The sequence below is a fragment of the Pseudomonas sp. LBUM1679 genome (assembly GCF_059695565.1).
The window spans coordinates 5,717,603-5,736,131 of record NZ_CP166774.1; the positions used below are offsets into that span (position 1 = coordinate 5,717,603).

Below are 18,529 nucleotides of genomic sequence, written 5' to 3' on the forward strand. Positions count from 1 at the left end.
TCTTGTTTTTAAGATCAAGATCAAAAGATCGCAGCCTCGTTTCACTCGACAGCTCCTACAGGGGTTTTGATTCGCTCACAAAAAAACCGCATCGCGGTTTTTTTGCGTCTTGCGAAACACTTAAACGAACATCGACAACAGCAGGATAAAGCCCAGCGCCACGATGGACAGGATGGTTTCCATCGCCGTCCAGGTCTTGAAGGTTTGCGCCACGGTCATGTTGAAGTATTGCTTGAGAACTGGCAGTTCTGCCAGTTACCGGCTCTGGGTCAACATGCAACCATGCAAGTGCAGCCTTCGAAGAAGACCTCCTATGCCTCCACAAAATTCCTTTGCTCCCACGACCCCGACCTGGCACCGGACCGCGCTGTTGGCGACTGACTGCAATAATTCAGTGCTTTGCGAAATCGTCAACGCAAAAGCCAACCCTATCGCTTACTCCCCCTATGGCCAGCACTCCTCCCAACAGGAGCCCATGATAAATCTGGGTTTCAATGGCGAGCTGCGCGAGCCAACAGTGGGTTGGTACATTTTGGGTAATGGATACCGCGCCTACAACCCGCGATTGATGCGATTCCAAAGCCCGGACACATTAAGTCCGTTTGGGGAGGGAGGGCTCAATGCGTATGGGTACTGTGGTGGTGAGCCGGTGATGAATGTCGATCCGACGGGGCATTCTTTCTGGAGCAATGTACTCAAAGTTCTGGATTTTTTCAGTCTGTCCAATACATCAAGTGGCGCGAGAAATAATTCGTTGGGACCACAATCCAGATCAGGGAACGGTGGGTTATGGAGAGTTGCAGGGACCGGAGCTGAGAATATTATGATCAATCAACCTACGCCGGTTAAACCATCTGGGGGGAAAAGTCGAAAACACCTCGCGCCCTCCTGGAAGGGTAGTCAAGGCCGTCATAACTCCACCGAAACGCGCGTTCACTGGGCTCCGGAGACCAATATTCCTAGGACCTCGAGACCGCCTTCAACAACGACGGCTGCGCAAAGTGGGTCCATATCTCGCAGCAGCTCGCATGCCAGCTTCTCCAGCAACTCCAGCTCTGTTTCCACCCCCAGCACTGTCAGTACTGTTTCGAGCCTTAGCCTTCGCAGTAGTGATTCGGGTTATGCGAGCTCTCATCCAGACTCTATCAGGAGTGGCTCTTCCGATATTCGTAACCTACAAGAGCGTCATGAAAACCTGAGGCAAAACTAACACCCCGGGGGGAGGTGGGCAGGAATGCAAAACCAGCACCCGACATAAAACTCTGTAGGAGCTGGCTTGCCAGCGAAAGCGGACGAACAGTCAACATCAATGTTGAATGTCAGGCCCTCTTCGCTGGCAAGCCAGCTCCTACAATTGGTTTGCGGTGTTGCTTAGACGAACATCGACAGCAGCAGGATAAAGCCCAGTGCAACAATGGACAGGATGGTTTCCATCGCGGTCCAGGTCTTGAAGGTTTCCGCAACGGTCATGTTGAAGTACTGCTTCACCAGCCAGAAACCGGCGTCGTTGACGTGGGACAGGATCAACGAACCGGCACCGGTCGCCAGCACCAGCAGCTCACGGTTCACACCCGGAATCATCCCTACCACCGGCACCACGATGCCCGCGCCGGTGATGGTCGCCACGGTCGCCGAACCGGTCGCAATGCGGATCACCGCCGCCACCAGCCAGGCCAGCAGGATCGGCGAGATCTGTGCATTCACCGCCATATGGCCGATCACGTCACCCACACCGCTGGTCACCAGCATCTGCTTGAAGCCACCACCGGCACCGATGATCAGAATGATCGCGGCGGTCGGCGCAAGGCTGGCGTCGAGCAACTTCAGAATCTTGTTCGAACCCATGCCCTGACGGTGGCCGAAGGTGTACAGCGACAGCAGCAATGCCAGCAACAGCGCGGAGATCGGGTGACCGACCAGGTCCATGAAGGAGCGCGCGAAATTGCCTTCCGGCAGCACCACGTCGGCAAAGGTCTTGAGCAACATCAGGAACACCGGCAGCAGCACCGTGATCAAGGTGATGCTGAAGCTCGGCAACTCGGCCGAGTCTGGTTCGCGCGCCAGTTGATCCACCAATTCCTGGTTAGGATGGCCGGGGATGTATTTGGCAATGAAGGTGCCGTAGATCGGGCCGGCGATGATGGCCGTCGGCAGCGCAACGATCAGACCGTACAGAATGGTTTTACCAATGTCGGCGCCGAACACGCCGATCGCCAGCAGCGGCCCCGGGTGTGGCGGAACCAGGCCGTGTACCGCAGACAGACCGGCCAGCAACGGGATACCGATCTTGATGATCGACACGCCGGTACGCCGGGCAACGATGAACACCAACGGGATCAGCAATACGAAGCCGATTTCGAAGAACAGCGGAATGCCGACCAGGAAGGCGGCGAACATCATCGCCCACTGCACCTTGTCCTTGCCGAACGCGCGAATCAGGGTCTGGGCGATCTGATCCGCCCCGCCGGACTCGGCCATCATTTTGCCAAGCATGGTCCCCAGCGCCAGGATGATCCCGACGAAACCGAGCACGCCACCGAAGCCGTCCTGGAACGCCTTGATAATGGTGCCGATCGGCATGCCGGAGGTCAGCCCGAGAAAGGCGGCGGCGATGATCAGGGCAATGAAGGGGTGAAATTTGAATTTGGTGATCAGGACGATAAGTCCAATCACCGTTACCACCGCATCGAGCAGCAGGAACGTCTCGTGGGACATGCCAAACATTAGGGGTGTCTCCTGGTTGTTGTTGTTATTAAAGCGGGTAATTCGCGAGCCATCAGGACAGCGCTACCTTTTCGAGGCAAATTCATACCGCGCGCTTCAGGCCATGTTCCAGCCACCAGGCATGCGCCTGCTTTGCCAGTTGTTCGACGCTGTGGTTCGAAGCGTCCAGAGCCAGGGTCAAGGGCTCGCCAACGGGCGATTCGAGTGTGGCGAACTGGCTGTCGATCAAAGTCGAGGGCATGAAGTGGCCCGGCCGATGAGACACACGATCGGCGGCGACTTCAGGGGTCAGCTCCAGGAAAACGAAGCCCAGGCCAGGCAAGGCGCTGCGCAGACGTTCGCGGTAAATGTGTTTGAGGGCCGAACAGGTCAGCACCGGGCGTTGACCCGTGGCGTCGATGCGGCGCAGTTCATCGCACAGGCTGTCGAGCCAGCCGGCACGGTCTTCGTCGTTCAGGGGGATACCTGCGCTCATCTTTTCGATATTGGCGGCAGGGTGAAAGGAGTCGCCTTCAATGGCGGTCGCGCCGCTGAGTTGGCACAAGGCCTCGCTGACGCACGTCTTGCCGCAACCGGCAACGCCCATGATGACCAGGGCGGTGATGGAATGATTCATGTAACACCTCAGCGCGCAGACAGCGCTACCTTTGCTGGTTATGACACTGGAGCAAAAGCAGAAGTTGCCGACGCCTTCTTGTCATTTTTGTGGGTTGCAGCATGTTCGTTCCCAATACCAAAAAGCGGGAATCAGGCAGACCCCGCTCACGCATTTGCAGCTGCATCGAGACAGCGCTACCTTAGTGCCTTGAATTTTGTTTGGCAAGCCGCCCGATGACCTCTCCTAAAAACGATAAGAATACTCGCACCACTGGCCGCCCTACCCTCAATGAAGTAGCGCGCCTGGCCGGTGTCAGCCCGATCACCGCGTCCCGCGCCTTGCGCGGCGTCAGCACGGTGGCCACCGAACTGGTGGAAAAAGTCCAGAAAGCCGCCCTCGAGCTCAACTACGTGGTCAACCCCGCTGCCCGCGCATTAGCCTCGGCCCAGAGCCATTCCGTGGTGGTTTTGGTGCCGTCGCTGTCCAATTTGCTGTTCATCGACACATTGGAAGCCATTCATCAGGTTTTACGCCCCAAGGGCTTCGAAGTGCTGATCGGCAACTTCCACTACTCGCGCGATGAAGAAGAAAACCTGCTGCGCAATTACATGGCCTATCAACCTCGCGGCTTGCTGCTGACCGGTTTCGACCGCACCGAAAGTTCGCGCCGGATGATCGAGGCGAGCAACATTCCGTGCGTATACATGATGGAACTGGACAGTGCCGCCGGGCTCAACTGCGTGGGTTTTTCGCAACTTGCCGCCGGTGAAACGGCGGCGGAACACTTGCTCTCCCGCGGCCGCAAGCGCCTGGCCTACATCGGCGCGCAGCTGGATCAACGCACATTGCTGCGCGGCGAAGGTTTTCGCAAAGCGCTGCAAAAGGCCGGTTTGTATGACCCGGACCTGGAAGTCCTGACCCCGCGCGCCTCCTCCGTCGGTCTGGGCGGTGAACTGTTCCTGCAACTGATGGCCAGTCACCCTGATGTCGATGCGATCTTCTTCGGCAACGACGACCTGGCCCAGGGCGCCCTGCTCGAAGCCATGCGCTGCGGCATCAAGATTCCCCAGCAGGTAGCCATCCTCGGCTTCAACGATCTGCCGGCCTCGGCCCACATGGTCCCGCGACTGAGCAGCATCAGCACCCCGCGCGAAGCCATCGGCCGGCGTTCGGCGGAGTTGATGCTGACCTTGCTGGCGGGTAACTCCGTAGCCAAACCGGTGCAGGACATGGGGTTTGAGTTGAAGGTGCGGGAGAGTAGCTGACCGTTTTCTGACTTGATGTCTCCCGTTGACAGGCACACTATTAAATTCCGAGGCCTGATCCGCTAACGGAGTAGCTCAATGGAACATTCGCTGAAAATCCTGGGTAAAGCTTCATCAATCAACGTCAGAAAGGTCCTGTGGACCTGCGAAGAACTGGGCGTTGCCTACGAACGCGAGGATTGGGGCGGCGGTTATGCGTCGACTCACACGCCGGAGTTTCTCCGGCTCAACCCCAACGCCCTGGTGCCCGTGATCATCGATGAGGCCGGCGTGCTGTGGGAATCCAACACCATCTGCCGTTATCTGGCCAGTAAACACCAGAACACCGATCTGCTGCCGCACGAACCGGCTGCCCGCGCTCGGGTGGAGCAGTGGATGGATTGGCAAGCCACCGAACTCAACGCGGCCTGGAGCTATGCCTTCACGGCATTGGTGCGCAAGGATCCGGAGTTCCAGGACCCGCATCACATTGCCGCCGGTGTGCGTGGCTGGAATCAGAAGATGGGCCTCCTCGAGCATCAGCTCGCGGCCACCAAGGCTTATGTCGCCGGGCCACGGTTCACCCTGGCCGATATTGTCATCGGGCTGTCGGTCAATCGTTGGCTGATGACGCCCATGGAACGGCCAGACTTCCCAGCTATCGACGAGTATTTTCAGCGCCTGGCACAACGCCCGGGGTTCTTGAAACATGGCTGCAACGGCCTGCCTTGAAAGAATCGGCAGGGCAAGAGGGTCGTGCAGGAGCTGGCTTGCTCCTACCTCAGTTGCAAGATCGAGTTGAACTGGCTGATCGCTTCCCTGCGGAGTTGATGCAGGGCTGGAGACCATTCGCGAGCAGGCTCGCTCCCACAGGGGATGTATGTCGGCCCAACCTGGTGTGACCGACACCTACCCAATGTGGGAGCGAGCCTGCTCGCGAAAGCGGTGGTTCAAGCACCGCAAAACATCAGGTGAAATTACAAACTCGCACTCACCTTGGTAGCCACCTCCCCCGGCACCCAACCCTTCCAGATCTGCGGCTGATTGCGCAAGAACGCTTCGGCGACTTCACGCGGGTTTTGCCTTTTCTCGCTCATTTGCCCGAGGGTCTTGTTGAGCAGATCGATCGGCAAGTCGACCTTTTCGAAAAACGCCACCAAGTCCGGATACTGCGCCTTGAACGGTGCGGACACGCCGATCGCCAGGCTGGCCGGCATCGAGCGGGTGCCTTTGGGATTGGGGTTGTTGGCATCGGCCAGGGTCTTCCAGGCTTCGGCGTCGAATGGCGGTTCGTCGAGCTTCACCAGTTTGAAGCGACCCAACAGTGGCGTCGGCGACCAGTAGTAGAACAGCACCGGCTTGCCGCGACGGATCGACGAGGCCACCTCGGCATCCAGCGCCGCGCCGGAGCCGGTGCGGAAGTTGACGAAGCTGTCAGTCAGCTCATAAGCCTTGAGTTTTTGACTGTTGACGATTTCCGAGGTCCAGCCGGTCGGGCTGTTGAGAAAGCGACCGCGGCCTGGGTCTTCGGGGTCGCGGAATACGTCCTTGTAGCGCGCCAGGTCGGCGACGGATTTCAACTCCGCAGCCATTGGTTTGATCCCGCGCTCCGGGTCGCCCTTGATCACGTATTCCGGTACCCACCAACCTTCGGTGGCGCCTTTGACCGTGTCGCCCAGGCCGAATACCTTGCCTTCCGATTCGGCTTTGACCCAGGCCGGACTGCGCCCCGCCCACTCTTCACCGATCACTTGAATGTCGTTTTTGGCCAGCGCTGCTTCGAGGCTGACGGTGCTACCGGGCAAGGTATCGGTCGGGTAACCGTAACCCTTTTCGACGATCAACCGCAGGATCTCGGTGATCAGGCTGCCGCTTTCCCAGGTGATGTCGCCGAAGTGGATGGGGGCGGTTTTTTCCGCGGCGGGAACCTGGGTAGCCACCAGGCTCAGGGCCAGCAGCGAACTGCCAAGCAGGGTTTTGATCGATCTCATGCGGACCTCCAGTTCAGGGAATTCGAGGATTCATTGGCGCTGTGCCGGGCGCACAGTGCCTGGGAGCGGGTCATGTAGACGCTGACCGAGCGCTGGGAAATGCCCAGTTCGACGGCGATCTGCGGGTAGGTCAGCCCCTCGAGTCGCGACAACAGGAAAGTGGCCCGGACCTTGCCCGGCAAGCGTTCAAGCGTGCGGTCGAGGCCATGCAGTGCCTGGGTCAGCTGCAGCAGTTCCTCGGGCGACGCCGCTTGACGCTGATCGAGGTGTTGCAACTGTTCGAGGTGTTGGCGTTCCAGGTCGCGGCGGCGCCAGAGTTGATAGATCAACCGGCGGGCGATGGTGGTGAGCAAGGCGCGAGGCTCGCGGATCGGGGTCAGCCCCGGGGATTCGAGCAATTGCACGAAGGTTTCGGCGGCGATGTCTTCGACGCTCGGGCCGGGCCCCAGATGTCGCCGCAAACGTGCGCAGAGCCAGGCGTAATGAGCGCGGAACAATCCGCCCACGTCGTTGCGATGGGATAGGTCGGTGCCGGACATAGAGGCTCCAAGGGGTTAGGGGTCGCTGAATGTCCGGTGATCCGGTGACGCGAATCCTAGCAAGGAGCCTTATTCATTAATAATACTTAAAATTCATTTTTATATTCCAAAATAGAATTTAATTGTTTGATAAATTGCTATCGCGGGCAAGCCCGCTCCCACAGGTTCACCGAAATCCTGTGGGAGCGTGGCTTGCCCGCGAAAAAAGCTCGGTCGACGCGATTCTCAGCGCTCACCGCAAACGCCCGTACCCCAACGCCTCGCCCTCCTGCTGATAGTCGAGCACGATTTGATAATCGCTTTCTCTGGCCGGCAGCACCTCTTGTAAACCGAGGATTTCACCCACCTCAGGCAACTCCCGCAACGTCTCGTTCATCACCCGCCTCAGCTCTTCAGCCTGTTTATCAGTCGCGGTCGCCGCAGTGATGTAGGGCAAGGTCGGACTGAAGGCACTGCGAGCGATAACCCGCAGGCCCGCCACTTCTGCTTCGGCGTGCCGCGCCAGGTAGGCAAAGGTCACGCTGTCGATGGCCGCCAGGTCGGCTTTATCTTCACGCAGCCAGCGCAGGCTCTCGCGGTGGCTGCCGCTGATGCCTACACGGGAAAAGAACTGTCCGTCGCGATGCCACGGCGCCAGACGGTGGCGCAGCAGGTTCATGCCGCTGTTGGAGTCTTCGCCGTTGATCACACCGCGGCTGCCGCGAAAGGCCGGCAAGGTCCTGCGCAGATCATCGGCGCGACACAGCAACAGGCTGCAATGGTTGCCGCCGCTGCTGTCTGGCAGTTCATAGCGAGGGCGTCCGAGGACCCGGACTTTACCGCGCAGTTGCGTCATCAACGGATAACCGCAGGTTTGGGTCAGTAGCAGGTTCGGGGACAGCCACAGGGCCATCAGCGACAACCCTTCGGCATCGCGGCGCTGGGTGCCGAGTCGCTCGAAGATTCGCATCAGCCAACGTTCGTTGGCCTGGCGGATCGGTTCGGGGGCGACGTACATCAGTAATTCAGCGATGTCTTGAGTCATCAAAATTTCCCCACGCATCAAGTAACCCTGTGGGAGCGGCGGTGCGGCGATCCGACTTGCCCGCGATAGCGTTGGACCAGTCGCCACAGGTGTTGGATGTGAATCAGCAATCGCGGGCAAGCCCGCTCCCACAGGAATCAGGTGTCGATCATAGAAATCAGTGAAACGGATGCCGCGGACTGTCGATGGCCTTCACCCCATTCTCACGCCACAACTGCCCATAACCCTGCACCAGAAACCCGCCACTGCGCGCCAGCCATTGCTCACGGCGCGCCCGATAGGCGCGGGGCAAGTCGTACCAGGGCAGGCCTGGCAGGTCGTGATGCACCAGGTGCAAGTTGAGGTTCAGGAACAACCAGCGCCACGGCCAGGCGGCTTCATTGATCACGGTGCGTTGCTCGGGTGCGGCATGGGGACGGTGTTCATAGTAGGAGCGAATCATCGCTATCGACAGCGCCGGCACACTGATCAGCAACAGGTAATGCCACACCGGCAGCACACTGTAGCGGGCAATGAATGCCAGCATCAGCAAGGTCAGCATGCCGTGACTCAGCCACATCAACCAGGCCTGTCGTTCACCCGCTTGCAGACGTTGCAGCTGTTCCCGGGCCAGCGCCAACAAGGTCAGTGGCGCACCCAGGGCGAAACGGCCGAGCACGGTTTTGTTCAGCCAGTGCAAACCTTGTTCGAACTTCGATCTGCCCTGCCACTGCGCGGCGCTCAGGTAACGGCTTTCCGGATCGCGGCCGGGGATCGTCAGGTCTTCGTCACGGTGATGCAGCAAATGGCTGTCGCGATAGAGGGTGTAGGGGTACCAGACGGCGAACGGCGCGTAGCCGAGGATTCTGTTCAGCGCAGGGGAACGGGTGGGATGCCCGTGCAGCAATTCGTGCTGCACCGATAACCAGAGCACCACCAGCGGAATCAGCAACACGGTGCTCCACCACAGGCCCAGCCGATCGCTGGCCAGGACAATGCTGAACCAGGCGACGTACACGCCGATCAGCAGCAACCAGGTCGGCCACTCGGTGCGAGCGGTCAGGCGTTGGCGCAGGGTGTCGATTTCTTCACGGTGGGCGTTATCGAAGTAATGGGCCATGGCGTTGCTCAGATCGGGGACCAGTCCCCTTCTGTGCAATGGCGCAGGGAAATCTTGCAGATTATTTTGTCAGGTCATCGCCCCCCGTGTAGGAGCTGGCTTACCAGCGAAGGCGGCATAACAGGCAACATTGATGTTGAATGTGTTGGCCTCTTCGCTGGCAAGCCAGCTCCTACACGGGGACGACGGGGTGCCAGGACCATCGGGTTACCTGTGTGGCTTACATCAGTGCCCGAACACATCCACCTTCTTGGCCTTCTTGTCTGCGCGCTTTTCATCGGCGGTTTTCGCCGGTTTCTTCTTTGCCGCTTTTTTTGAATCCATGCCTTTGGCCATGATACGTACTCCACTCATACGGGATGTGAGATCAGGTATACACCTATCCCCGCGCCCGCGTTCTTTTATAATCGCCCGCTTTGCACACCGACAGTCGAAGACCATGCCCAACACCCAGTACACCTTGCTCGCCGAGCCATTATGGCCATTGATGAACAAGTTCTATCGCGCCCATCAATCGTCGATGAAAGCGGTCCGCGATGCTCAGCTCTGGGTCGCCAGGCGCGACGAGATCATTGGCGCGCTGTGCTTGCGCCCGGTGGCGGATGGGCATTGGCTGACGGGTTTGTTTGTCGACCCGGCTTGCCGCGAACAGGGAATCGCGGCGGCATTGATCGCTGAGGCCATCAAGGATCTCGAAGGCCCGGTGTGGCTATTTTGTCATCCGGACTTGCGCGTTTTTTATGAACGTCGCGGTTTTACCTTCGACCCGCCCCTGCCCTACTCAATGGCTGAACGCTTGAGCCGCTACGCCCGCAGTAAGCCAATGATCGCCATGGGCTTAGAACCGTTGGTGAGGTCGACCGTCGATAATGTGTGATCGGCCGGTGATTGCTGCGTGCTAGCCTCGGGGTCGACTTCGACTTCTCAGGGACGCTCCATGAAACCCGCCCTTCTGGCTTTGACGCTTACCGCCCTCCTCGCCCCAGCCTTCGGCCACGCTGCTGAGGCCCAACCCGTGTCCGCCGAGCAATATGCCAAAGTGCAGGCCGGCCCTTGGCGCGCCCCGGAGAACGTGGCGCGCGATGGTTATCGTCATCCGCAGCAGAGCCTGCAGTTCTTTGGTCTGGCACCGGACCAGACGGTCATTGAAATCACCCCCGGCAACGGTTGGTACAGCGAACTGCTGGCGCCACTGCTCAAAGATCACGGGCAATATATCGCCGCCGTCCAGGCGCCGACGGTCAGTGACTACGCGCGCAAGAACGAGGAGAAGTTGAAGCAAAAATTCGCGGCCCATCCTGCGCAATACGCCAAGGCCCAGGTGCTGGAGTTCGATCCGAAGGCTCCGGTATTCGGCAAACCCGGTTCCGCGGACACCGTGCTGACCTTTCGCAACGTGCACAACTGGGTGCTGGCCAATACCGCACCGCAGACATTCGAGGGTTTTTTCAAAGTACTGAAACCGGGCGGCGTGCTCGGCGTGGTCGATCATCGGGCCAAGGACGATGCATCCCTGGAAGACATCAAGCACAGCGGTTACCTGCCCACTGCCTACGTGGTGAAGCTGGCCACCGATGCGGGTTTCAAGCTTGAGGGGCAGAGCGAGGTCAATGCCAATCCGAAGGACACCAAGGATTACCCGGAAGGGGTCTGGACATTGCCGCCGGCGTTGACGCTGGGGGATAAGGATCGGGCGAAGTATGTGGCAATCGGTGAGTCGGACCGGATGACGCTGCGGTTCGTTAAACCCGCGAAATAACAGCGAAGATCGAAAGATCGTCCGAAGGCTCGGGCCGCGTTCGGACGATCTTTTAGCGGTTAATCGTCCGCAGCGGGATCAAGCTCCGGAAACATCACTTCGGTAAACCCGAACTTGCTGAAATCGCTAATGCGCGACGGATACAACCGACCGATCAGGTGATCGCATTCATGCTGCACCACCCGCGCATGGAAGCCCTCGGCGATGCGCAAGATCGGCTGCCCCTTGGGATCGACACCCTCGTAGCGAATCTGCCGATAACGATCCACCGCGCCGCGCAGGCCGGGTACCGACAGGCAGCCTTCGAATCCCTCTTCGAGGAGTGGGCTCAACGGCGTGATCAGCGGATTGATCAGAATGGTCTGCGGCACCGCTTCGGCGTCCGGGTAGCGCTCGCTGTGCTCGAAACCGAAGATCACCAGTTGCAGGTCGACGCCGATCTGCGGTGCCGCCAGGCCGACGCCGCCGACGCTTTCCATGGTCTGGAACATGTCGTCGATCAGTTGCCACAACTCGGGGCTGTCGAACATTTCTGCCGGTACCGGCGGGGCGATGCGCAGCAGGCGCTCGTCGCCCATTTTCAGGATTTCACGGATCATTTGGTGACTTCGTCAGTGGTTGGCTTGATCGAATGGTCCCGACCCAGTCCGGAAACATGGTGTTTGTGCTCGTGGTCATGCTCGCCGGGGACCTTTTTGCCAGGGTCCTTGCCTTCGGTCGACATGTGTTCGATCACCGCATTCATTTCAGCACCCAGCAGCAGCACCGCGGCGGAAATATAGAAATACAGCAATAGCACGATGATTGCGCCGATACTGCCATACATGGCGTTGTAGTCGGCGAATGTTTTGACATACAGGCCGAAGCCCACCGAGGCGAGGATCCACACCACCACCGCCAGTACCGAACCCGGCGTGATAAAGCGAAACTCCTGTTTAACGTCTGGCATGACGTAATAAATCAGCGCCACCGCCACCATCAGCAGGATCACGACCACCGGCCAACGGACAATGGTCCACACCGTGACGATGAATTCCTCCACGCCGACTTGCGCAGCAATCCAGCCCATCACCTGCGGCCCGAGCACCATCAATGCGGCAGCGATCAACAGCATGCCGGCGATGCCGATGGTGTAGATAATCGACAGCGGGAAACGCTTCCACGCCGGCCGACCTTCAACCACATCGTAGGCAGCGTTCATCGCACTCATCATCAGCCGTACGCCCGCAGACGCAGTCCACAGCGCGATCACGATACCGATCGACAGCAAACCACCCGTGGACTGCTGGAGTTGATCGATCACCGGGTTCACCTGCTCCAGTGCCTGGGGCGGCAGCACCAGTTCCGATTGCAGGCGCAGCCAGGAGAAAAAGTCCGGCAGGTGCAGGAAACCGATCAGGGCGATCAGAAACAGGATGAAGGGGAACAGCGAGAACAGCATTTGATAGGCCAGCGCCGAGGCATAGGTCGACATCTCGTCGTCGACGAACTCGGTGATCGTGCGCACCATCACACGGTGGATGGGCAGACCTTTCATGTCCGGGAAAATCATAAGCGTCTCCTTTCGCCGCTAATTGGTGAAGTCGTGGCGACTCAGGGGCCGTTTTCTACATCAAAGTAGCCTAATTGGCGACTTTGAAACAATTTTCAGGCGCAAGTTCAGGCTGACACAAAAACGGCCATCCGTGGATGGCCGTTCCTGATCATCGTCAAAGGCCCAATCAAGCCTTGTCGATACCTTTCTTGACCGCGTCTTTGGCTTTGCCCACGGCTTGCTGCACTTCGCCTTTCTTTTCCTGCACCACGCCTTCGGCGCGCATTTTGTCGTTACCGGTGGCCTTGCCGACGCCTTGCTTGACGTTGCCGGCGGCTTCGTTGGCCATGCCTTTTACTTTATCGCCAGTGCTGCTCATGGTATTTCTCCTGTGAACAATTGAACGGGGAAAGTAGTTACACAAGGATTGACCGGGGGCGTTTGCGCGGAGTTTCATTTATTTTCACCGCGACATTTCATCGTTCAGTGCAGGTTGGGCTTTATGTTTGCCGATCAACCCCCGAGAATGCGCAACGTATTCAGGCCTTGGCGCTGAAGATCCAATCCCGTAGGAATGTTATGAAACTCGATAAAAAGCAGGCCATTGCCCGCAGAAACCAGGAACTCGGCGGTGCTGTGCTTGGCGTCAACAACTGCCACTTCACCGAATTGAACCGCAATCGCAACATCTGGTGGTTCGATATCCCGGTGGCGCGCCTGGCCGTTGGTCAGTACGAATGGATTCACCTGCTGATGCACACCCCGGAGACCGACGAACTGCTGCATTTGAAAGTGCCGACGGTGTTCCTGCGCGAGAAGCTCGAAGGCCTGGTGGTGCGCAATCAGGGCAAGCGCAAGGCCGCCCTGAGCCTGGAGTTGAGTGCAGACAAGGATTCGTACTTGCAGGACATGCGCCCGGCGGGCACCAACGTCAATTTCGCGCAGTTCCGCCTGTAAAAGCAAAGATCTTGCTTCACGCTCTTCAAAAAAAAAGCCCCGCATCCGCGGGGCTTTTTGTTTGTTACGCGCTGACCTTCTTCGCCGCCAGCTTCTTCAGCTCTTCATCGCGCAACTCGCGACGCAGGATCTTGCCGACGTTGGTGGTCGGCAGCGCATCGCGGAACTCGACAGACCGTGGAACCTTGTAGCCAGTGACGTTGGCGCGCATGTGCTCCATCACCTGTTCCTTGGTCAGGGTCACGCCCGGCTTGGCGACGATGAAAATCTTGATCGCCTCGCCCGACTTCTCGTCCGGCACGCCGATAGCCGCGCATTGCAGCACACCCGGCAGGGTCGCCAGCACGTCTTCGAGCTCGTTCGGGTACACGTTGAAACCGGACACCAGGATCATGTCTTTCTTGCGATCGACGATGCGCATGTAGCCATCAGGCTGGATCACCGCGATGTCACCGGTCTTCAACCAGCCTTCGCTGTCGAGGATTTCATCGGTGGCTTCCTGGCGCTGCCAGTAGCCTTTCATGACCTGCGGACCTTTCACGCACAGTTCGCCGATTTCGCCCAACGGCTGTTCAACGCCAGCGTCGTCGATGACTTTGCACAAGGTCGACGGCACCGGGATGCCAATGGTGCCGATCTGGATGTGCTGGATCGGATTGACCGTGGCCACCGGGCTGGTTTCGGTCATGCCGTAACCTTCGCAGATGGCACAACCGGTGACCGCTTTCCAGCGCTCGGCCGCCGCCAGCTGCAGGGCCATGCCGCCCGACAGGGTGATCTTCAGCGCCGAGAAATCCAGCTTGCGGAAGCCTTCGTTGTTGCACAGGGCGACGAACAGGGTGTTCAGGCCGACGAAGCCGCTGAATTTCCACTTCGACAGTTCCTTGACCATCGCCGTCAGGTCGCGCGGGTTGCTGATCAGGATGTTGTGGTTGCCGATCAGCATCATTGCCATGCAATGAAAGGTGAAGGCATAGATGTGGTACAGCGGCAGCGGCGTGATCAGGATCTCGCAGCCTTCATTGAGGTTGGACCCCATTAGCGCCTTGCACTGCAGCATGTTCGCCACCAGGTTGCGATGGGTCAGCATCGCGCCCTTGGCGATGCCGGTGGTGCCGCCGGTGTATTGCAGCACCGCAACGTCGCTGCTGGCCGGGTTGGCTTCAGCCACTGGCTGGCCGTGGCCCTTGCTCAGCACGTCGTTGAACTTGATGGCCTTGGGCAAGTGATACGCCGGCACCATCTTCTTCACGTACTTGATGACGCTGTTGACCAGCAGGCGCTTGAGTGGCGGCAGCAGGTCGGCTACTTCGGTGACGATCACGTGCCTGACGCCGGTTTTCGGCACGACGGCCTGGGCCAGGTGCGCCATGTTGGCCAGGCAGACCAGGGCCTTGGCACCGGAGTCGTTGAATTGGTGCTCCATCTCCCGCGCGGTGTACAGCGGGTTGGTATTGACCACGATCAGCCCGGCGCGGATGGCGCCGAAGACCGCGACCGGGTACTGCAGGACGTTGGGCAATTGCACGGCGATTCGATCGCCAGGCTGCAAGTCGGTATGCTGTTGCAGGTAAGCGGCAAAGGCACCGGACAGTTCGTACAGTTCACCGTAGGTGATTGTCTTGCCCAGGTTGCTGAACGCCGGTTTGTCGGCAAAGCGTTGGCAGGACCGCTTCAATACCGCCTGAATATTCGGATACTCGTCTGGATTGATCTCGACAGCAATCCCGGCAGGGTACTTATCCTTCCAAAAGTCTTCGATCATGGAAGCCCACTCCTCAGCAACGCGAATTCATCACCGCATTTGATGCGATTATTATTGGTGTGTGTTTTTGGTGTCTATTGTGTTGGTGAGTCTGGCTTTTTACTTAGGCCCAGAGGTCACAAAGCGGGCCGAGAGTAGCAGCTTTGCCAGGGGTCGACTAGAGCCAAAAGAGGGCTCTACGGTCACATTAGTGACTCAAGATCAACAACCAGTCATTTTAGAGCAAAAAACCTATAAGTCGCTGAAAGCCCCGGAAATCCGGGACTTTGTCCTCCGCCGAAAAGCATCGCGGGCAAGCCCGCTCCCACAAGGTTCATTTCGTTCACATCCGTTGTGTACGACACTGAACCTTGTGGGAGCGTGGCTTGCCCGCGATCCGCGCGAAGCGCGGCCATTCAACGCCTACGCAATATCGCGCAACTCCCGCCGCAGGATCTTGCCCACCGGCGTCATCGGCAACGACTCACGCAACACAATGTGCTTGGGCACTTTGTACGCCGTGAAGTTTTCCTTGCAGTAGGCCTTGAGCTCTTCAAGGCTGACACCCGACTCCCGGGCGACCACAAACAGCTTCACCGCCTCCCCCGACCGCTCGTCCGGCACGCCGATCACCGCGCAGTTGGCGACTTTCGGGTGGGCCATCATCACGTCCTCGATCTCGTTGGGGTACACGTTGAAACCCGAGACGATGATCATGTCTTTCTTGCGGTCGACGATGCGCACGAAACCATCCGGGTCGATCACCGCGATGTCACCCGACTTGAACCAGCCTTCGGCATCCAGCACTTCGGCGGTGGCTTCGGGTTTCTGCCAATAACCCTTCATGATCTGCGGGCCCTTGATACACAGTTCGCCGCGCTCGCCCAAGGCTTGCTCGACGCCGTCATCGTTGATCACCTTCAGCGTGGTACCCGGCACCGGCAGGCCGACCGTGCCAATGCGCGACTGGTCGCCGTACGGATTGGTGCAGGCCACCGGCGAGGTTTCGGTCAGGCCGTAACCTTCGGTGATGCGGCAACCGGTCAGTTGCTCCCAGCGCTCGGCGGTGGCCTTGACCAGCGCGGTACCGCCGGAGTTGGTGAGCTTGAGGCTGGAGAAATCCAGGGTCTTGAAGTCGGGATGGTCCATCAGCGCGACAAACAGCGTGTTGAGCCCCAGCAGCGCCGAAAACCGCCAGTTCTTCAACTCCTTGATGAAGCCGCCGATGTCCCGCGGATTGGTGATCAGCACGTTATGGTTGCCGGTCACCATCATGCACATGCAGTTCGCCGTGAAGGCATAGATATGGTACAGCGGCAATGGCGCGATCATCACCTCCTGCCCTTCGCGCAGCAGGGGCTGACCATCGGTGCCGAACTGCCCCAGGCAGGCCCGCGCCTGCTGCATGTTGGCGACCAGGTTGCCATGGGTCAGCATCGCGCCCTTGGCCAGGCCAGTGGTGCCGCCGGTGTATTGCAGCACGGCGATGTCGTCCAGACCGGCATTCAGCGGCTTGATGCCCAGGCCCCGGCCCAGGCGCAGCGCGCTCTTGAAGGAAACGACCTGGGGCAAGGAATAGGCCGGGACCATTTTCTTCACCTTGCTCACCAGGGTATTGACCAGCCAGCCCTTGGCGGCGGGCATCAGGTCGCCCATCTTCGCTTCGATCAGGTACTGGATGTCGGTGTCGGCCAGCACTTCCTGGACCTTCTGCCCGAACATGTTCAGGTACACCAGCGCCCGGGCGCCGGAGTCCTTGAATTGATGACGCATCTCCCGCGCGGTGTACAGCGGGTTGGTGTTGACCACGATGAGCCCGGCACGCAAGGCGCCGAACACGGCAATCGGGTAATGCAGGACATTGGGCATCTGCACCGCGATGCGATCCCCCGGCACCAGGTCGGTGTGGGCTTGCAGGTAACCGGCGAACGCTGCGCTGTAGCGTTCCAGTTCGGCGTAGGTCAGGGTGATGCCCATATTGCTGAAGGCCGGGCGGTCAGCAAATTTCTTGCAGGAACGCTCGAACACCTCGATCACCGACTTATAGGCCCCTTGGTCGATGTCCAGGGGCACGCCGGCCGGGCGTTTGTCATTCCAGAAATCAGGTTGCATTTTTCTTGTCCTCTTTACCTGAGCCTATCCGGGACCGCTTTTCTGTCCTTCCTGTAAAACAGAAGCGAAAAACAAAAAGCGAAGCTTCACGGACACTAGCAGCTATGACGAATCAGGCAAATATGCCAACAGCCGACATTGACCGTATGAATCTTCCACCCGTGGTGTGGGCTGTTCTCAGACGGCAAGCTACGGATGCGCTATACAATGCAGCGACGCCCACGCCACCTGCAGCGCAAAGGAATCGCCATGATCCACGACACATTCTGGCTGACCGCGAGTGACCGCAGCCGCCTCTTCGTCAACCAGTGGCTGCCCGCTGCGCCTTTGAACGCAGTGATCCTGCTGGCCCACGGCATGGCGGAACACAGTGCTCGCTATGCCCGCCTGGCGGAAAAATGCTGTGAGCAGGGCTATGGCGTGTATGCACCGGACCTGCGTGGACATGGCAAAACTGCCGAAAACGGGACCCTGGGGCATTTCGCCGACGACGATGGCTGGTGCAAGGTGGTCGGCGACCTGGCCAGCCTCAACCAGCACATCGGTCAACACCATCCTGGCGTGCCGATCGTCTTGCTGGGTCATAGCATGGGCAGCTACATCGCCCAGGCGTATCTGCTGCACCACAGTGCCAGCCTGCACGGCGCCATACTCAGCGGTTCGAACTTCCAGCCGGTGGCGCTGTATCGAGCAGCCCGCCAGATCGCCCGACTCGAACGGTTGCGCCAGGGCCCCAAGGGCCGCAGTGCCCTGATCGAATGGTTGTCATTCGGCTCGTTCAACAAGAAATTCAAACCGGTGCGCACACCGTTCGACTGGCTCAGTCGCGATCCGGCCGAGGTCGACAAGTACGCCAGCGACCCGCTCTGCGGCTTTCGCTGCACAAACCAGTTCTGGATCGATTTGCTTGGCGGCTTGCAGCAAATCAGCAAAGCGTCCAATCTCGCCCAGATCGATCCTGGCCTGCCGCTGCTGGTGATGGGCGGCGAATGTGATCCGGTGAGTGAAGGCAAGCGTCTCAAGGATCTGTCTCACGCGTTGCGCGCCGCCGGTAGCCAGAACCTGCAACTGAACATTTACCCGCAGGCACGGCATGAACTGTTCAACGAGAGCAACCGTGATGAAGTGATTGCCGATGTACTGAACTGGATCGCCCAGGCGCTGAGCCATCGACGGCCACCCCGATCCGAATAGTTTTTTGTGG

Annotated in this window: 18 protein-coding genes and 1 pseudogene; 7 read left to right on the forward strand and 12 right to left on the reverse strand. The window is 59.1% G+C overall.

The window, feature by feature from the left end; all coding sequences use genetic code 11:
- Window positions 1–120: 120 nt before the first annotated feature.
- Window positions 121–240: pseudogene (locus ACA062_RS26060) on the reverse strand (GntT/GntP/DsdX family permease); the annotation flags it as partial.
- Between the two features lie 73 nt (window positions 241–313).
- On the opposite strand from ACA062_RS26060, the gene ACA062_RS26065 reads away from it, so the two are divergent.
- On the forward strand, window positions 314–1,210 hold the full coding sequence (locus ACA062_RS26065) for an RHS repeat-associated core domain-containing protein (protein ID WP_497453624.1): 897 nt from the start codon (window positions 314–316) through the stop codon (window positions 1,208–1,210).
- Window positions 1,211–1,371: 161 nt separating this feature from the next.
- Here the strand turns inward: ACA062_RS26065 and ACA062_RS26070 are convergent, their stop codons facing one another.
- Entirely contained in the window at window positions 1,372–2,724 is a 1,353-nt protein-coding gene (locus tag ACA062_RS26070; RefSeq protein WP_497453625.1) for a GntP family permease, read from the reverse strand.
- A gap of 82 nt (window positions 2,725–2,806) precedes the next feature.
- On the reverse strand, window positions 2,807–3,340 hold the full coding sequence (locus ACA062_RS26075; protein WP_497453626.1) for a gluconokinase: 534 nt from the start codon (window positions 3,338–3,340) through the stop codon (window positions 2,807–2,809).
- Between the two features lie 215 nt (window positions 3,341–3,555).
- Between ACA062_RS26075 and gntR the strand changes: the two genes are divergently transcribed.
- Window positions 3,556–4,587, forward strand: a complete 1,032-nt coding sequence (gene gntR / locus ACA062_RS26080; protein ID WP_497453627.1) for an HTH-type transcriptional regulator GntR — start codon at window positions 3,556–3,558, stop codon at window positions 4,585–4,587.
- Between the two features lie 78 nt (window positions 4,588–4,665).
- Entirely contained in the window at window positions 4,666–5,298 is a 633-nt protein-coding gene (locus tag ACA062_RS26085; RefSeq protein WP_497453628.1) for a glutathione S-transferase family protein, read from the forward strand.
- Between the two features lie 245 nt (window positions 5,299–5,543).
- On the opposite strand, the gene ACA062_RS26090 is transcribed toward ACA062_RS26085, so the two are convergent.
- From ACA062_RS26090 to ACA062_RS26105, 4 genes are all read right to left on the reverse strand, one after another.
- Entirely contained in the window at window positions 5,544–6,557 is a 1,014-nt protein-coding gene (locus ACA062_RS26090; RefSeq protein WP_497453629.1) for an ABC transporter substrate-binding protein, read from the reverse strand.
- Complete coding sequence (locus tag ACA062_RS26095) at window positions 6,554–7,096, reverse strand: sigma-70 family RNA polymerase sigma factor (RefSeq protein WP_497453630.1); 543 nt, start codon at window positions 7,094–7,096, stop codon at window positions 6,554–6,556. Before ACA062_RS26095 ends, ACA062_RS26090 begins: the two co-directional genes overlap by 4 nt.
- 232 nt (window positions 7,097–7,328) lie before the next feature.
- Window positions 7,329–8,252 carry a phosphate/phosphite/phosphonate ABC transporter substrate-binding protein gene (locus ACA062_RS26100; protein ID WP_497453631.1) on the reverse strand — a complete coding sequence of 308 codons (924 nt, stop codon included), beginning with the start codon at window positions 8,250–8,252 and terminating at the stop codon, window positions 7,329–7,331.
- Window positions 8,253–8,277: 25 nt separating this feature from the next.
- A complete protein-coding gene (locus ACA062_RS26105; RefSeq protein WP_497453632.1) occupies window positions 8,278–9,219 on the reverse strand; it encodes a fatty acid desaturase in 942 nt (313 codons plus the stop codon).
- Between the two features lie 439 nt (window positions 9,220–9,658).
- Here ACA062_RS26105 and ACA062_RS26110 point away from each other — a divergent pair, with 439 nt between their 5' ends.
- The gene (locus tag ACA062_RS26110; protein WP_497453633.1) at window positions 9,659–10,096 is read left to right on the forward strand and encodes a GNAT family N-acetyltransferase; all 438 of its coding nucleotides are present in this window, start codon (window positions 9,659–9,661) and stop codon (window positions 10,094–10,096) included.
- 60 nt (window positions 10,097–10,156) lie between these two features.
- Complete coding sequence (locus tag ACA062_RS26115) at window positions 10,157–10,978, forward strand: class I SAM-dependent methyltransferase (RefSeq protein WP_497453634.1); 822 nt, start codon at window positions 10,157–10,159, stop codon at window positions 10,976–10,978.
- A gap of 59 nt (window positions 10,979–11,037) precedes the next feature.
- Here ACA062_RS26115 and def read toward each other — a convergent pair whose 3' ends face one another.
- The 3 genes from def to ACA062_RS26130 all read right to left on the reverse strand — a co-directional run bounded on the left by def (window position 11,038) and on the right by ACA062_RS26130 (window position 12,891).
- The gene (gene def / locus ACA062_RS26120) at window positions 11,038–11,577 is read right to left on the reverse strand and encodes a peptide deformylase (RefSeq protein WP_497453635.1); all 540 of its coding nucleotides are present in this window, start codon (window positions 11,575–11,577) and stop codon (window positions 11,038–11,040) included.
- Entirely contained in the window at window positions 11,574–12,530 is a 957-nt protein-coding gene (locus ACA062_RS26125; protein WP_497453636.1) for a YihY/virulence factor BrkB family protein, read from the reverse strand. The genes def and ACA062_RS26125 overlap by 4 nt, the downstream gene beginning before the upstream one ends.
- 169 nt (window positions 12,531–12,699) lie before the next feature.
- Window positions 12,700–12,891: a CsbD family protein gene (locus ACA062_RS26130; RefSeq protein ID WP_497453637.1), complete on the reverse strand. Its 192-nt coding sequence runs from the start codon at window positions 12,889–12,891 to the stop codon at window positions 12,700–12,702.
- Window positions 12,892–13,091: 200 nt separating this feature from the next.
- Between ACA062_RS26130 and ACA062_RS26135 the strand changes: the two genes are divergently transcribed.
- Entirely contained in the window at window positions 13,092–13,469 is a 378-nt protein-coding gene (locus tag ACA062_RS26135) for a hypothetical protein (RefSeq protein WP_497453638.1), read from the forward strand.
- A 64-nt stretch (window positions 13,470–13,533) separates the two neighbouring features.
- Here ACA062_RS26135 and fadD1 read toward each other — a convergent pair whose 3' ends face one another.
- Together fadD1 and fadD2 are read right to left on the reverse strand one after the other, a co-directional pair.
- Entirely contained in the window at window positions 13,534–15,234 is a 1,701-nt protein-coding gene (gene fadD1 / locus ACA062_RS26140; protein WP_497453639.1) for a long-chain-fatty-acid--CoA ligase FadD1, read from the reverse strand.
- A 402-nt stretch (window positions 15,235–15,636) separates the two neighbouring features.
- The gene (fadD2, locus tag ACA062_RS26145; RefSeq protein ID WP_497453640.1) at window positions 15,637–17,325 is read right to left on the reverse strand and encodes a long-chain-fatty-acid--CoA ligase FadD2; all 1,689 of its coding nucleotides are present in this window, start codon (window positions 17,323–17,325) and stop codon (window positions 15,637–15,639) included.
- 249 nt (window positions 17,326–17,574) lie between these two features.
- Between fadD2 and ACA062_RS26150 the strand changes: the two genes are divergently transcribed.
- Window positions 17,575–18,519 (forward strand): alpha/beta hydrolase, encoded by a 945-nt coding sequence (locus tag ACA062_RS26150; protein WP_497453641.1) that lies wholly within the window; start codon window positions 17,575–17,577, stop codon window positions 18,517–18,519.
- Window positions 18,520–18,529: the final 10 nt, after the last annotated feature.

Excerpts from the sequence above, each read along its gene's own strand:
- ACA062_RS26065 (WP_497453624.1), top strand. The coding sequence starts at position 314 with ATGCCTCCACAAAATTCCTTTGCTCCCACGACCCCGACCTGGCACCGG.
- ACA062_RS26070 (WP_497453625.1), bottom strand. The coding sequence starts at position 2,724 with ATGTTTGGCATGTCCCACGAGACGTTCCTGCTGCTCGATGCGGTGGTA.
- ACA062_RS26075 (WP_497453626.1), bottom strand. The coding sequence starts at position 3,340 with ATGAATCATTCCATCACCGCCCTGGTCATCATGGGCGTTGCCGGTTGC.
- gntR (WP_497453627.1), top strand. The coding sequence starts at position 3,556 with ATGACCTCTCCTAAAAACGATAAGAATACTCGCACCACTGGCCGCCCT.
- ACA062_RS26085 (WP_497453628.1), top strand. The coding sequence starts at position 4,666 with ATGGAACATTCGCTGAAAATCCTGGGTAAAGCTTCATCAATCAACGTC.
- ACA062_RS26090 (WP_497453629.1), bottom strand. The coding sequence starts at position 6,557 with ATGAGATCGATCAAAACCCTGCTTGGCAGTTCGCTGCTGGCCCTGAGC.
- ACA062_RS26095 (WP_497453630.1), bottom strand. The coding sequence starts at position 7,096 with ATGTCCGGCACCGACCTATCCCATCGCAACGACGTGGGCGGATTGTTC.
- ACA062_RS26105 (WP_497453632.1), bottom strand. The coding sequence starts at position 9,219 with ATGGCCCATTACTTCGATAACGCCCACCGTGAAGAAATCGACACCCTG.
- ACA062_RS26110 (WP_497453633.1), top strand. The coding sequence starts at position 9,659 with ATGCCCAACACCCAGTACACCTTGCTCGCCGAGCCATTATGGCCATTG.
- ACA062_RS26115 (WP_497453634.1), top strand. The coding sequence starts at position 10,157 with ATGAAACCCGCCCTTCTGGCTTTGACGCTTACCGCCCTCCTCGCCCCA.
- def (WP_497453635.1), bottom strand. The coding sequence starts at position 11,577 with ATGATCCGTGAAATCCTGAAAATGGGCGACGAGCGCCTGCTGCGCATC.
- ACA062_RS26125 (WP_497453636.1), bottom strand. The coding sequence starts at position 12,530 with ATGATTTTCCCGGACATGAAAGGTCTGCCCATCCACCGTGTGATGGTG.
- ACA062_RS26130 (WP_497453637.1), bottom strand. The coding sequence starts at position 12,891 with ATGAGCAGCACTGGCGATAAAGTAAAAGGCATGGCCAACGAAGCCGCC.
- ACA062_RS26135 (WP_497453638.1), top strand. The coding sequence starts at position 13,092 with ATGAAACTCGATAAAAAGCAGGCCATTGCCCGCAGAAACCAGGAACTC.
- fadD1 (WP_497453639.1), bottom strand. The coding sequence starts at position 15,234 with ATGATCGAAGACTTTTGGAAGGATAAGTACCCTGCCGGGATTGCTGTC.
- fadD2 (WP_497453640.1), bottom strand. The coding sequence starts at position 17,325 with ATGCAACCTGATTTCTGGAATGACAAACGCCCGGCCGGCGTGCCCCTG.
- ACA062_RS26150 (WP_497453641.1), top strand. The coding sequence starts at position 17,575 with ATGATCCACGACACATTCTGGCTGACCGCGAGTGACCGCAGCCGCCTC.